The following is a 13,527-nucleotide window of genomic DNA, read 5'->3' as shown; positions in this document are numbered from 1 at the left end:
TCTGGAGCCGTGTCGGCGCCGTCGTGGTCTTCGGGCCCGGTCAGGCCGGAGTGAGGAAGAAGATCTCGTCCCATCCCGTCGCCCGCGGTGCGAGCACACCGCAGAGCGCGAGCAGCACGCCGGCCGCACCGTTGAGGAATCCCGGGTCGTCGACCAGTTCGCCACGCCTGGGCTCGTCCACCACCACGTACGGGCGGGCCTCGTCCGCCAGCGACAGCACGGCCTGGAGCGAGTCCTCGGCCATGGCCCGGAAGGACGCCGAACCCGTGACCGCATGGGCCCGCTGGTAGACCGCCAGCAGTCCGGAGTGGCCGTGGCAGAGATTGGGCGAGAAGATGTGCCGCTCGGCCGGCGCCCAGTCCACCACCCGCTGCAGGGCCCCGACCGCGGTCGCCTCGAGGGCGGTGTCGCCGAGCACCTTGGCCGCACTCAGCAGGGCGATGCCGATGCCCGGAGCGCCGTAGCACCAGGCGGCGCGCGCGGACCGCTGGCCGAGCGGGGCGACGGGCAGACCGGTCTCCTCCTGGGCCCGGAGGAGGTTCGGCCAGGCGGCGCCGGGCACGTCGTCCGCGAGCTGGTGCTCGACCAGCCAGGCCGTGGTCCGTGCGAGGTGTTCGGCCGGACCACAGCCGCCGATCCCGGCGGCGGCCGCGACGCACAGTGCCGAGACGATGCCTGGTAGGCCGTGTGCGAAGCCCAGGTTGTACATCCCGTGCGGGGCCTGCTCCTCGTATCCCGGATAGGCCGAGTAGTAGTCCGGCGACGTGAACCAGCCGAACCGCTGCCGGCTGTCCGGCTCGGTCACCCGCAGGAGGTACTCCGTCAGCCGCTCGGCCGCGGTGTGGATCGGGTCGCCGGGCGAGGCCTCCAGGGCCGAGCAGAGCCGGACCGCCGCGGCCAGCTGGCCGGCGGCACCCGAGATGACATCGAAGGCGGCGACCGGTAGTCCCTCCCCGGGTTCCGGGCGCGGCTCGGCCGCGATCTGCTCGCCGAGCCGGTCGGCGATCCGGCGCAGGGACGGCAGGTAGCGGCGGTCGTACGCCGAGAACTCGAGCAGGACGCTGGCGAAGCCCGCGGTGCCGCCGTAAAGACTGGCGCCGGACAGTGGCCTTTCGGCAGTGGCCTGCGCGGAACGGCGGAGCAGGGCCTGCGCCGCGTCGATCAGTTTGGGCTCGTCCAGCGCCCTTCCGGCATGCAGCAGCGACAGTGCGATCCCCGGGTGGCCATCGGCCAGGCCCGACCCGTCCGGCACAGACTCGTGCCCCGCCGACTTCTCCAGCGGCCCCACCGCCGCACCGGCGAACATCGCCAGCCGATCGGCCACAGCCCGGGCCACCTCGGCGGTCCTCGCATCGAATTCCAGCACCGCCACCGCGGACTCCCCCAGATTCACATCAAAACTTGGCAGAATTCTCCGAACGGCTCGCCGAGCCCGGCCGCCGACAGTTCCCCGGAAAGCTCCCGACTTCCCGGAAGGCTCCCGGCGCGGGAAAGCGCCGGGAGCCTCCTGCCTCAGGGCGAGCTCCGGCAGGCGATCAGCAGATCGTGGGGTACCCGACCGTGAACGGGCAGTTGCAGGAGTCGCCACAGGACCAGCAGGTGGAGCCGATGCTCGCGAAACCCTGCGGCGTGGCGTTCTGCGGGGCAACAGCCACGCGGACGTCGAGATCGAAGTCCTGCTCCATTTTTTACCTCCAGTGAATTCATGTGTTCCCGCTCCCCCGGCCGGGCTCCAACGAATTCAGCGCGTGGGAGCGGCTCTGGGGGAGTTTCTAGCACGCCACTCGAACGCGACGGCCGATTAAGGCAATCAATTTCAGCCACAATCACTGTGACCCAGCTCACAGCGATTGGGAGGATGCGGGTCAGATCAGTGTTGACGCGACCGGAACAGCCACCAACATGGCTGGTTTCCGCATTTCCTCGATTCGAACTGGCGACGAGAGATGTCCACCTTCAGCGCTTTCGCGGCGTCTTGAATATTTCGGCCAGTTTACGGAGATCATCTCCGAATAAACTGCTTGCCGGCACGACGCGAGCCGCCGGCCAAAGATGTGATGGACGTTCGACACGTGCCACTGAAGACCTCGGAAAACCCCATGGACGGGCATGGCCGCGTCACGGATGAGCCGGAACCACAGCGAGGAGGGCCGAGGCCGGCACGCCGGTACGGGGCCGGGCGCACACCGCGGGCGGCGGCCCCGGGGTGGCCGAGGGCGCCGAGAAGCCCCCGGGAAGCGGCCGGGAGGCCCTACCGGGGTGCGGAGATCCCCACGAACAGCCCCGCACCTCCACAGCGGATCGCCGGCGAAGCTGGCGACACCCCGGGATGCCGCCCTCAGGAGACTGCGCGCGAGTCCGTCCAGACGCCCTCGAACTCCTCGCGGTAGATCTCCAGCAGCCCGGCCTCCTGACCGCCGGGCAGCTGTCCGGCGCCGGCGCGCAGCACCAGGGCCGGGGACTCGATACCCCGGGAGCGCCGCAGGTAGGGCTGGACCACGCCGAGCCCCTCGGAGCGCCGCCGGCCGCCGGCCGAGGCCACCGAGCGGGGGCCCTCCACCAGGTAGGCGGTGAACCGCGGGGTCTCGTCGAACACCCGGATCTCGAAGCCGCCCTGGTCGCGCAGACGGGCCCGCACCCGGCGCACATGCATGATGTTCATCTCGATCGATCGGGCCAACTCGCCTCGACCGAGCCCGAGTTCGCGCTCACGTCGGCGCACCGCACTGCTCGCCGGGTTGAGGAAGAGCAGCCGCACCCGGCAGCCCTCGGAGGCGAGCCGGATCAGCCGCTTGCCGGTGTAGTTCTGGCAGAGCATGCCGAGCCCGATGCCGATCGCGTCCAGCCGCCGGGCGCCGTCCAGCAGGTCCTCCACCGGCAGGTCGCGCTGGAGCCTGACCCGGTCGGCGTGCACCGCGACCACGTCCGCGTAGCGTCCGGCGATCAGTTGCTCGACCACGTCGGCCGGCACTCCGCCGGCGCCGCCGTCGAGCAGCGCGAGCAGCCGGGCGGCCGCCCGTTCGGTCTGGGCCAGCACGGTCTGCGAGAGGCTGCGGTTGCGCGAGACGACGTGCCGGGCGACCTCCAGCTCGTCCAGCGCCAGCTCGACCTCGCGGCGGTCCAGCACGTACGGCTCGAAGCAGGGCCAGTGCTGCACCATCAGCTCGCGCAGCTGGGGCATGGTGAGGAAGACCAGCGGGTCGTCGTCGGCCGGGTCGAGCAGATAGCCCTTGCGGCGGCTGACCTCGCGGACGGCGCCGGCCCGGTAGACCCACTCCTCGCCGCTGGGCCCCGCGGCGGCCGTCACCCAGTCCTCGCCGTGGGCGGGGGCGTAGACGGGGCGCAGCACCTCGCCGACCAGGGCGCGCAGCCGCTGCTCGACCAGGTTGAGCCAGACGTACGCGCGTCCGGTCAGCCGGACCCGCTGATGGGCCTGCTCCCACTGGTCGGCGGACCAGGCGAGGACCGGGCCCTCGGGCGACCCCGACTGGGCGGGGATGGCGATCCGGCCGGGCGAGGACGTGTGCATGACCACCGTCGGCGCCTCGCTCCGCCCGGGGCCCTCGGGGCCACCCCGGCCGTCTGCGGGGACCACCATGCGCTACCTCACCTCTTTGTCCCGATCACCTGGAGTGACGGACCATCCGCTGACACAGTCTCAACCCTGGCGGTCCCGGCGAGGCCTGTCTCCGCATGGGGTCCGGAGCGCGCCGGACGATCAAGGGTACTGCGCGCGCGACGCGCGACGCAGCCCGTTGACCGGACAACGACCCCTTCGAGAACGGACCGTGACGCAGTGCGAGCGCGCCGCAACCGGCTCACGGACACCCGTTCGGGCGAACAACGAACGAATGAGCACGGCCCGCGGGCGGCCATTGGGGAGGATGCCCCATGTGCCGTACATCACGGTGCAGCCGGGCCGCACATGGTGGAGCATTCCGCGGTGCGAGGTCCGTTCGAGCACCAATTGCCGTCATCCAAAGGTGAGTTGAGGCATATGCAGGTCTGGCCAGGGCAGCCGTACCCGCTGGGCGCCACATACGACGGCGCCGGCACCAACTTCGCGGTGTTCTCCGAGAGCGCCGACCGGATCGAGCTCTGCCTGCTCGGCGAGGACGGTTCCGAGACGGCCGTCGAGCTGCGCGAGACGGACGCCTTCGTCCGCCACGCCTACCTCCCGGGCGTCCAGCCTGGACAGCGGTACGGCTTCCGCGTGCACGGCCCGCACAACCCGGGCCTGGGCCAGCGGCACAACAGCGCCAAGCTGCTGCTGGACCCGTACGCCAAAGCGATGAGCGGTCACATCGACTGGGACGAATCCGTCTACGGCTACCACTTCGGCGCCCCCGAGCGCCGCAACGACCTGGACTCGGCCCCGCACACCATGCACTCGGTGGTGATCAATCCGTACTTCGACTGGGGCACCGACCGCCCGCCGCGCACCGACTACCACCGCACGGTGCTCTACGAGGCCCATGTGAAGGGGCTCACCAGGCTCCACCCGGGCATCCCCGAGGAGATCAGGGGCACCTTCGCGGGCCTGGCCCACCCGGCGGTGATCGAGCACCTGGCGAAGCTGGGCATCACCGCGATCGAGCTACTGCCGGTGCACCAGTTCGCCCGGGACCACCGGCTGCGCGACCTGGGCCTGTCCAACTACTGGGGCTACAACACCATCGGCTTCTTCGCCCCGCACTCCTCCTACTCCTCCGGCGGCGACCGGGGTCAGCAGGTGCAGGAGTTCAAGTCGATGGTCAAGTCGCTGCACGCGGCCGGGATCGAGATCATCCTGGACGTCGTCTACAACCACACCGCCGAGGGCAACCACCTGGGCCCCACCCTCTCCTTCCGCGGCCTGGACAACGCCTCCTACTACCGCCTGGCCGCCAAGGACCGCCGGTTCTACGAGGACACCACCGGCACCGGCAACAGCCTGCTGATGCGCAGCCCGCACGTACTACAGATGATCATGGACTCGCTGCGCTACTGGGTCACCGAGATGCACGTCGACGGCTTCCGCTTCGACCTCGCGGCCACCCTGGCCCGGCAGTTCCACGAGGTGGACCGGCTCTCCTCGTTCTTCGAGGTCGTCCAGCAGGACCCGGTGGTCTCCCAGGTCAAGCTGATCGCCGAGCCATGGGACCTCGGCGAGGGCGGCTACCAGGTCGGCAACTTCCCACCGCTGTGGACGGAGTGGAACGGCATGTACCGGGACACCGTCCGCGACCTGTGGCGCGGCGAGCCGGCCACGCTGGCCGAGTTCGGCTCCCGGCTGACCGGCTCCTCCGACCTCTACCAGGACGACGGCCGCCGGCCGATCGCCTCCATCAACTTCGTCACCTGCCACGACGGTTTCACCCTGCGCGACCTGGTCTCCTACAACGAGAAGCACAACGAGGCCAACCACGAGGAGAACCGGGACGGCGAATCCTTCAACCGCTCCTGGAACTGCGGCGTGGAGGGTGAGACCACCGACCTCGGCGTGCTGGAGCTGCGCGCCCGCCAGCAGCGCAACTTCATCGCCACCCTGATGCTCTCCCAGGGCGTGCCGATGGTGTCCCACGGCGACGAGCTCGGCCGCACCCAGCGCGGCAACAACAACGCCTACTGCCAGGACGACGAACTCACCTGGGTGCACTGGCCGCAGAGCGACGGCCCGGAGGCGCGACTGCTGGAGTTCACCCAGGGCATGATCTGGCTCCGCCGCGACCACCCGGTCTTCCGGCGCCGCCGGTTCTTCCACGGGCGCCCGGTCTCCGGCACCCACAACGACCTCACCGACATCGCCTGGTTCACCCCCGCCGGCGAGGAGATGACCAAGCGGGACTGGGACACCAGCTACGCCAAGTCCCTGACGGTCTTCCTGAACGGCGACGCCATCTCCGAACCCGACCGGCGCGGCGGGAAGATCGTCGACGACTCCTTCCTGCTGCTGTTCAACGCCCACTTCGAACCGCTCGAGTTCACCGTGCCCGCCGACCACGGCGAGACCTGGCAGGTCGTGGTGGACACCACCCTGCCGGTGCTGCCCGCGCCGGGCACCGGCACCAGGGTCAAGGCCGGCGACAGCATCTGGCTCACCGACCACTCGCTGCTGGTACTGCAGCGAGTGACCTGACCGGCGTGCCGCGCCGGTTGGACCATTCGCACCACGCGGCCATAGCGGCCCCCGAGCCCGGGTAGGCATCCCCCCATGACATCCGCCGCCGCACCCCGTCCGACGGCCAGTTACCGGCTGCAGCTCCAGCCCGGGTTCACCCTGCACGACGCCGAGCACGCGGTCGCCTACCTCGCCGCGCTCGGTGTCTCGCATCTGCACCTGTCGCCGCTGCTGGAGGCCGTACCCGGCTCCACCCACGGCTACGACACCGTCGACCACGGCCGGATCAGCGAACAGCTCGGCGGCGAGCGCGCCCTGCGGTCGCTGGCCGCCGAGGCACAACGGCACGGTCTGCGCCTGATCGCCGACGTGGTGCCCAACCACATGGCGCTCCCGGTGCCCGAGCAGCTCAACCAGCCGCTCTGGCAGGTGCTGCGGGACGGCCCCGACTCGGCGTACGCGCACTGGTTCGACATCGACTGGACGGCCCAGCCGGGGCCGGCCGACGCTCCCGCCCGCGGCCGGCTGCTACTGCCGCTGCTGGGCGACCGACTCGGCGCGGTACTGGAGGAGTTGGAGACCGACGGCGAGGTGCTGCGCTACCACGAGCACACCTTCCCGCTGCGCCCCGGCACCGCCCACCTGCCGCTGCCCGAGCTGCTGCGGCACCAGTGGTACCGGCTGGCCTGGTGGCAACTGGCCAGCGCCGAGCTGAACTACCGGCGGTTCTTCACCGTCAACGAGCTGATCGCGGTGCGGGTCGAGGTGCCCGAGGTCTTCGAGGCCACCCACCGCACCCTGCTGCGGCTGCACGCCGACGGCGTCCTGGACGGCTTCCGGATCGACCACCCCGACGGCCTGGCCGATCCGCGCGGCTACCTGGAGCGACTGGCCGAGGCCACCGGCGGCGCGTACACCGTGGTGGAGAAGATCCTCACCGGCCGGGAGCAGTTGCCCGCCGACTGGCCGTGCGCGGGCACCACCGGCTACGACGCGCTGCGCCGGATCGACGGCGTACTCACCGACCACGCCGGCGCCGAGCAACTGATCACGGCCTACCGCCGGGACACCGGCGCCGGTACGGCGGCGGCCGCCGCCGCCCGCGGGCGGGCCGAACTCACCGCTCCCGACGGCGAACTGGCCGCCGAACTGGACCGCCTGGTGCGGCTGGTGCAGCGGATCTGCGCCACCGAGCCCGCGCTCGCCGACCACGCGCCGTGGACCGTCCGGGAGACGCTGCGCCACCTGCTGACGGCGTACCCCGGCTACCGGCCCTACGTCCGGCCGGGCGAGAGCGCGCCCGAGGAGTCGGTGGCGCAGGTCGAGGCGGCGCTCGGCAACGGCCCGGCGGCGCTCGCGGACCTGCCCGGGGCGGCGGCGACCGCCGCGCTGGTCCGCGATCTGGTGCTCGGCCGGCTGGGGCGCGGGGCGGCGAAGGACGAGTTCTGCACCCGGTTCGCGCAGACCGCCTCGGCGGTGGCCGCCAAGGGCGTGGAGGACACCGCCTTCTACCGCTGGAACGCACTGCTGAGCCTGAACGAGGTCGGCGGCGATCCCGCCCACCCGGGGGTGCGGCCGGACGAGTTCCACGCCTGGTGCCGGGAGTCGGAGCAGCACTGGCCGCTCTCCATGACGGCGCTGTCCACCCATGACACCAAGCGCAGCGCCGACGCCCGGGCCCGGCTCGCGGTGCTGGCCGAAGTGCCCGGCCACTGGGCCGACGAGTGCCTGGCCTGGACCTGCTCGGCCGGTCTCTGCCCGGACCGGAGCACCGCCTGGCTGCTCTGGCAGACCCTGGTGGCCGCCTGGCCGCTCTCCGCCGACCGGCTGGTGTCCGTGCTGCTGAAGTCGGCCCGCGAGGCGAAGCTGCACACCTCCTGGACGGCGCCGGACACCCGGTTCGAGCAGGCGCTGGCCGACTACGCACGCGGTGTGCTCGCCGATCCCGGCCTCTGCCCGAGGATCGCCGGCTTCGTCGAGATGATCTCCCCCTACGCGCGCAGCAACACCCTGGCGGCCGCCCTGCTGCACCTGACCATGCCGGGCGTGCCCGACCTGTACCAGGGCAGCGAGGAGCCGCTGTACACCCTGGTGGACCCGGACAACCGGGCCCCGGTGGACCTCTCCGCCGTGGCGGTCCGGCTCACCGACTCCGCTGTCGACCGCCCGGGCGACCTGGCCAGGGAGAAGCTGCACCTGACCACCACCGCCCTGCACCTGCGCCGTGACCATCCGCTCGGGCCGTACCGTCCGCTCGCCGCGCAGGGCCCGGCCGCCGCCCATCTGCTGGCCTTCGCCCGCGGGCCCGAGACGGTCACCGCCGTGACCAGGCTGCCGTACGGGCTGGAACGGCAGGGAGGCTGGCGCGACACGGTGCTGGAGCTGCCGGGGGGCCGCTGGAGGGACGAGCTGACCTCGCACCGGATCGCCGGGGGTGCGGTGCCGGTGGCCTCGCTGTTCGAGCGGTATCCGGTCGCGCTGCTGCGCCTTGAGCAGGGTGGTGGCCGGTGACCACGTACCGGGTCTGGGCCCCCGAGGCCACCCTGGTGGAGGTCGAGGTGGACGGCGTCGCGCACCCGATGGTGCCGGAGGCGGGGCGGCTCGGCTGGTGGCAGGCCGACGCGCCGAACGGCGACTACGGCTTCCGACTGGACGGCGGCCCGCCGCTGCCGGACCCGCGCTCGCGGCGCCAGCCGTACGGGCCCGACGGATTGAGCCGTCCGGTGGCGCACGAGGACTTCCGCTGGTCGGACACCCCATGGCACGGGCGGCCGCTGCCCGGCTGCGTGGTGTACGAGCTGCACGTCGGCACCTTCACCTCGGCCGGGACTTTCGACGCGGCGGCCGAGCGGCTCGGCCACCTGGTCGAACTCGGCGTGGACTTCGTGGAGTTGATGCCCCTCTGTCCGTTCCCCGGGCGCAGCGGCTGGGGGTACGACGGGGTCTCGCTCTGGGCGGTGCACGAGCCCTACGGCGGCCCGGACGGGCTGAAGCGCTTCGTGGACGCGGCCCACCGCAAGGGCCTCGGCGTCGTCCTGGACGTGGTGCACAACCACCTCGGCCCGTCCGGGAACCATCTCTCCGCCTTCGGGCCGTACTTCACCGACCGGCACCACACCCCGTGGGGAGCGGCGGTCAATCTGGACGCACCGGGCTCGGACGAGGTGCGGGACTTCCTGATCGGCAGCGCGCTGGCCTGGCTGCGGGACTACCGGGTGGACGGCCTACGGCTGGACGCGGTGCACGCCCTGGTGGACGGGCGGGCGCTGCACTTCCTGGAGGAACTCGGCTGTGCGGTGACGGAGTTCGGGGAAGCCACCGGACGTCCGCTGTTCCTGGTCGCCGAGTCCGATCTGAACGACCCCCGGGTGACGGATCCGCGCCAGTCGGGCGGGTTCGGGCTGACCGCGCAGTGGAGCGACGACTTCCATCACGCGCTGCACGTCGTCCTGACCGGCGAGAGCCAGGGCTACTACGCGGACTTCGCGCGCCGGCCGCTGGCCGCCCTGGCCAAGACCCTGACCGGCGGCTACTTCCACGACGGCAGCTGGTCGTCCTTCCGCGGGCGCAGCCACGGCCGGCCGTTCCCGGCGGCCTTCGGGCACCGGCTGCTGGGCTACCTGCAGACCCACGACCAGGTCGGCAACCGGGCCACCGGCGACCGGATCTCCGCCACCCTCTCCCCGGGGCGGCTGGCCGGGGGTGCGGCACTGGTGCTCACCTCGCCGTTCACGCCGATGCTCTTCATGGGCGAGGAGTGGGGCGCCACCACACCCTGGCAGTACTTCACCGACCACACCGACCCGGCCCTCGCCGAGGCCGTACGGGAGGGCCGACGGCGGGAGTTCACCGAGTTCGGTTGGACTTCGGACCAGGTGCCCGACCCGCAGGCGCCGGCCACGGTGCTCGCCTCCGTCCTGGACTGGACGGAACCGCGCCGGGAGCCGCACCTCGGGCTGCTGGACTGGTACCGGCGGCTGATCAGACTCCGGCGGGCCCATCCCGAGCTGGCCGACCCCGACCTCTCGGCCGTGCGGGTGGCCTACGACGAGCAGGAGGGCTGGCTGGTGGTGCACCGCGGACCGTACCGGGTGGTGGTCAACCTCGGCGGGGGAACTCCGCGCGAGGTGGTGCTGGACCGGCCCTACGCGGGGACGCTCGCGCTGTTCGGTGACTGCTGGCCGGGCAGCGGGGAGAACTCGCTCTTCCTCGCCCCGGACTCGGTCGCGGTGGTCGAGGTCGGCTGACTTCCGCCGGGCGCGGGACCCCCGGCCAGCCCGGGGCGGACTACCACAGGTACGCGGTGATGCGGTCGCGCAGGCCGGCCGCGTCCAGGCCGTAGGCGGCGAGGTGCTCCGGGATGGAGCCGTAGTGGCGGTGTTCCTCGCGGGGGACGCCGAGGCCCAGCACCCGGTGCGGGCGGTCGGCCAGCGCGTCATGGGCCTCGTTGGCGGAGGTGCCCGCCAGGTAGGGCTCGACCAGGACCACGTCCGGCCGGTCGCCGAGGGCGGCGCGCAGCCCGGCCGCGTCGAAGGGGCGGACGGTTGCGGCGTAGAGCACGGTGACGTCCAGCCCCTCGGTGGCGTCGAGCACCGCGTCCAGCATCGGCCCGACCGCCAGCACCACCCCGCGCCTCCCCTCCCGCACCCGCAGGAACCGGCCCGGCGTGATCGGCCGGGCCTCCGCGTTGCGGTGGGCGGAGAGCCGGACGTACACCTTGCGGTCGCCGTCCGCCGCCGCGTGCCGCAGCAGGGTCTCGGCCTCGTCCGGGTGGCCGGGCACATGGACGGTCCAGCCGGGCAGGGTGTCCAGCAGCGCGACGTCGCCCGGCGCCATGTGGGTACGGCCACCGGCCGGCCAGTCGTACGAGCCCGCCGCGCTGACCAGCACCGCGCCGACACCCTGGTGTTCGAGGTCCAGCTTGACCTGCTCGAAGGGCCGCTCCACCAGGAAGCTGGCGAAGGTGTGGGCGATCGGCCGCATCCCGGTCAGCGCCATCCCTCCGGCGGCGCCGATCAGCAGCTGCTCCCGGATGCCGACGTTCACCACCCGGTCGGGGTGGCGGCGCGCGGCCTCGGTGAACGGGTCAGCGCTGATGTCGGCGAGCAGCAGCGCGATCCTGGGGTCGCGGTCCAGCAGGTCGGTGGTGACGTCGAAGAAGCGCTCGCGCATGGTTTCCATCGGTGGTCTCTTTCGGCTCGGGAGGGCAGGACGCGGGAAGGGACGGGACCCGGGGGACTCAGGAGTTCTTGGGCTCGACCCGGGCGACGACGGCATGCGGCCGGCCCGGGTGCGGCGCGGTGTACGCCTCGTACAGGGCCTGGTGGTCGCGCCCGTCCACGGTGACCGCGGACCAGCCCTCGGCCTCGAAGCGGGAGGCGATCCCGCCGCGCCAGCCGTGCGTGGCCGAGGAGTTGTCGATGGCGACCACGTGCAGCCGGTCCAGCCCGGCCGCGCCCGCGAAGGCGACCGCCTCGTGGTTGCTGCCCTCGTCGAACTCGGCGTCCCCGATCAGCACCCACACCGCCGGGTCGAGCAGCCCTTGGGCGCGCAGGCCCAGCGCGGTGCCGACCGCCAGCGGCAGCCCGTGACCGAGCGAACCGGAGGAGATCTCCGCGCCCGGGACCAGCAGCCGGTCCGGGTGGTGGCCGAGCGGCGAGTCGTAGGTGCCGAAGCTGGCGAGGATCTCCGGGTCCAGGAAGCCCTTCGCGGCCAGCACCGCGTAGTAGGCCATCGGGCCGTGGCCCTTGGAGAGCAGGAAGCGGTCCCGGTCGGGGCTCTCCACGCTCGAAGGGGAGACGTCGAGTACCCGGTCGTAGAGCACCCAGAGGGCGTCGAGGGTGGAGGTGGCAGCCGGTCCGTGCTTCTCGTCACCGGTCATCCGGGCCATCAGGCCGGGCAGGTCGGCGAAGCCGTACGGGCGGGCGGAGCGCTGCGGAGCGAGTGCGGTGGTCATGGGTAGAGCATGCAAGTTGAAGTCGACTTCAAGTCAAGCGCGCTATTCTCCGCCCATGGCACCCTCCAGGTACGACCTCCTGACCATCGGTCAGCTCGCCGAACGCAGCGGGCTGGCCACCTCGGCGCTGCGCTACTACGAGAGGCTCGGACTGATCCACGCCGAGCGCACCGCCGGCAACCAGCGCCGCTACGCCCGCTCCACGCTGCGCCGGGTCGCCTTCGTGCGGGCCGCCCAGCGGGTCGGCCTCTCCCTGGAAGAGGCCCGCACCGCACTCGACCGACTCCCTCAGGACCGGGCGCCCAGCACCGCCGAGTGGAGCGGAGTGGCGCAGTCCTGGCAGTCCCGGATCGACCAGCAGATCGCCGAACTGGAGCAGCTGAAGGTCAAGTTGACCGGCTGCATCGGCTGCGGCTGCCTCTCGCTCTCCCGCTGCTCGCTGTACAACGCCGAGGACCGCGCCGCCGCGACCGGCCCCGGAGCGCGCTACCTGCTCACCCGGGACCCGTCCAGCGGGCCGGAACCGCACCCGCCGGCCGGATCGTCCATCTATGCTGCGTGCCAAGACACATAGCAGTCACGGGGAAGCCTGCGGGGGAACGAGGTTCATCATGACCGACCATCAGAACATCTCACTGGACTGGATGTCGCCCGACGGCACGGAGCTGCGCCCGCCCGCCGACCTTCGTCCCGAGATACCCCACCCCGCCCGGATGTACGACTACTACCTGGGCGGCAAGGACAACTTCCCCGCCGACCGGGAGGCGGCCGAGCGGGTCATCGCACTCGGGCCGATGGTACGGCTCGGCGCCCGCGCCAACCGCGACTTCCTGCAGCGGGCCGTGCGGCACCTCGCCGAGCTGGGTGTGACGCAGTTCCTGGACATCGGCACCGGCATCCCCACCGCCGGCAACACCCACGAGATCGCCCAGCAGGTGCACCCCGACGCCAAGGTCGCCTACGTGGACAACGACCCGATCGTGCTGGTGCACAGTCGCGCACTGCTCGCCGGCAGCCACGGCACCACCACCGTCGTCCAGGCCGACCTGCGCGATCCGGCCGCCGTCCTGGCCGCCCCCGAGGTGCGCGAACTGATCGACTTCGGGCAGCCGGTCGCCCTGCTGCTCTTCGCGATCCTGCACTTCATCGACGAGTCCGACGACCCGTACGGGATCGTCCGGCAGCTGGTCGACGACCTCCCGTCCGGCAGCTATCTCGCGCTCTCGCACGGCACTTCGGACTTCGCGTCGCCCGCCGAGCACGAGAAGGGCACGGCCGTCTACCGCACCGCCACCGCCCAGCTGACCCCCCGCAGCCGGGAGCAGGTGCTGCGCTTCTTCGACGGCCTGGAGCTGCTGGAGCCCGGTCTGGTCACCGCCCCGCTCTGGCGCCCCGACCAGGAGGCCCGGAGCACCGACGCCACCACCGGGCTCTGGGCCGGGGTCGCCCGCAAGCCGTAGGGTCGCGGACG

10 protein-coding genes are annotated in these 13,527 nt (G+C 72.0%); 5 read left to right on the top strand and 5 right to left on the bottom strand.

Going from position 1 to position 13,527, the window contains the following annotated elements:
- Positions 1–40: 40 nt before the first annotated feature.
- The 3 genes from ACWDAK_RS02735 to ACWDAK_RS02725 all read right to left on the bottom strand — a co-directional run bounded on the left by ACWDAK_RS02735 (position 41) and on the right by ACWDAK_RS02725 (position 3,598).
- Positions 41–1,372 (bottom strand): lanthionine synthetase C family protein, encoded by a 1,332-nt coding sequence (locus ACWDAK_RS02735; RefSeq protein ID WP_344636505.1) that lies wholly within the window; start codon positions 1,370–1,372, stop codon positions 41–43.
- A gap of 163 nt (positions 1,373–1,535) precedes the next feature.
- Positions 1,536–1,685: an FDLD family class I lanthipeptide gene (locus ACWDAK_RS02730; protein WP_344636506.1), complete on the bottom strand. Its 150-nt coding sequence runs from the start codon at positions 1,683–1,685 to the stop codon at positions 1,536–1,538.
- A gap of 653 nt (positions 1,686–2,338) precedes the next feature.
- Entirely contained in the window at positions 2,339–3,598 is a 1,260-nt protein-coding gene (locus tag ACWDAK_RS02725; RefSeq protein WP_344636507.1) for an SAV2148 family HEPN domain-containing protein, read from the bottom strand.
- Between the two features lie 399 nt (positions 3,599–3,997).
- On the opposite strand from ACWDAK_RS02725, the gene glgX reads away from it, so the two are divergent.
- The 3 genes from glgX to treZ all read left to right on the top strand — a co-directional run bounded on the left by glgX (position 3,998) and on the right by treZ (position 10,347).
- Positions 3,998–6,118 carry a glycogen debranching protein GlgX gene (gene glgX, locus ACWDAK_RS02720; RefSeq protein ID WP_344636508.1) on the top strand — a complete coding sequence of 707 codons (2,121 nt, stop codon included), beginning with the start codon at positions 3,998–4,000 and terminating at the stop codon, positions 6,116–6,118.
- Positions 6,119–6,193: 75 nt separating this feature from the next.
- Positions 6,194–8,611, top strand: a complete 2,418-nt coding sequence (gene treY, locus ACWDAK_RS02715) for a malto-oligosyltrehalose synthase (RefSeq protein WP_427393158.1) — start codon at positions 6,194–6,196, stop codon at positions 8,609–8,611.
- Positions 8,608–10,347, top strand: coding sequence for a malto-oligosyltrehalose trehalohydrolase (gene treZ / locus ACWDAK_RS02710; protein WP_344636510.1), 1,740 nt, complete (start codon positions 8,608–8,610; stop codon positions 10,345–10,347). Before treY ends, treZ begins: the two co-directional genes overlap by 4 nt.
- Positions 10,348–10,387: 40 nt before the next feature.
- On the opposite strand, the gene ACWDAK_RS02705 is transcribed toward treZ, so the two are convergent.
- The gene (locus tag ACWDAK_RS02705; RefSeq protein ID WP_427393159.1) at positions 10,388–11,281 is read right to left on the bottom strand and encodes a transketolase family protein; all 894 of its coding nucleotides are present in this window, start codon (positions 11,279–11,281) and stop codon (positions 10,388–10,390) included.
- A gap of 58 nt (positions 11,282–11,339) precedes the next feature.
- Positions 11,340–12,056 carry a transketolase gene (locus ACWDAK_RS02700; protein ID WP_344636512.1) on the bottom strand — a complete coding sequence of 239 codons (717 nt, stop codon included), beginning with the start codon at positions 12,054–12,056 and terminating at the stop codon, positions 11,340–11,342.
- Positions 12,057–12,111: 55 nt separating this feature from the next.
- Here ACWDAK_RS02700 and soxR point away from each other — a divergent pair, with 55 nt between their 5' ends.
- Complete coding sequence (gene soxR / locus ACWDAK_RS02695) at positions 12,112–12,630, top strand: redox-sensitive transcriptional activator SoxR (protein ID WP_427393160.1); 519 nt, start codon at positions 12,112–12,114, stop codon at positions 12,628–12,630.
- 37 nt (positions 12,631–12,667) lie between these two features.
- Entirely contained in the window at positions 12,668–13,516 is an 849-nt protein-coding gene (locus ACWDAK_RS02690; RefSeq protein WP_344636514.1) for an SAM-dependent methyltransferase, read from the top strand.
- Positions 13,517–13,527: the final 11 nt, after the last annotated feature.

Source organism: Kitasatospora sp. NPDC001175 (assembly GCF_053598215.1).
This window is presented reverse-complemented; position numbering and strand designations above follow the sequence as displayed.

Coding starts and splice junctions, on each gene's coding strand:
- ACWDAK_RS02705 (WP_427393159.1), bottom strand. CDS start 11,281: ATGGAAACCATGCGCGAGCGCTTCTTCGACGTCACCACCGACCTGCTG.
- glgX (WP_344636508.1), top strand. CDS start 3,998: ATGCAGGTCTGGCCAGGGCAGCCGTACCCGCTGGGCGCCACATACGAC.
- soxR (WP_427393160.1), top strand. CDS start 12,112: ATGGCACCCTCCAGGTACGACCTCCTGACCATCGGTCAGCTCGCCGAA.
- ACWDAK_RS02725 (WP_344636507.1), bottom strand. CDS start 3,598: ATGGTGGTCCCCGCAGACGGCCGGGGTGGCCCCGAGGGCCCCGGGCGG.
- treY (WP_427393158.1), top strand. CDS start 6,194: ATGACATCCGCCGCCGCACCCCGTCCGACGGCCAGTTACCGGCTGCAG.
- ACWDAK_RS02690 (WP_344636514.1), top strand. CDS start 12,668: ATGACCGACCATCAGAACATCTCACTGGACTGGATGTCGCCCGACGGC.
- ACWDAK_RS02730 (WP_344636506.1), bottom strand. CDS start 1,685: ATGGAGCAGGACTTCGATCTCGACGTCCGCGTGGCTGTTGCCCCGCAG.
- ACWDAK_RS02700 (WP_344636512.1), bottom strand. CDS start 12,056: ATGACCACCGCACTCGCTCCGCAGCGCTCCGCCCGCCCGTACGGCTTC.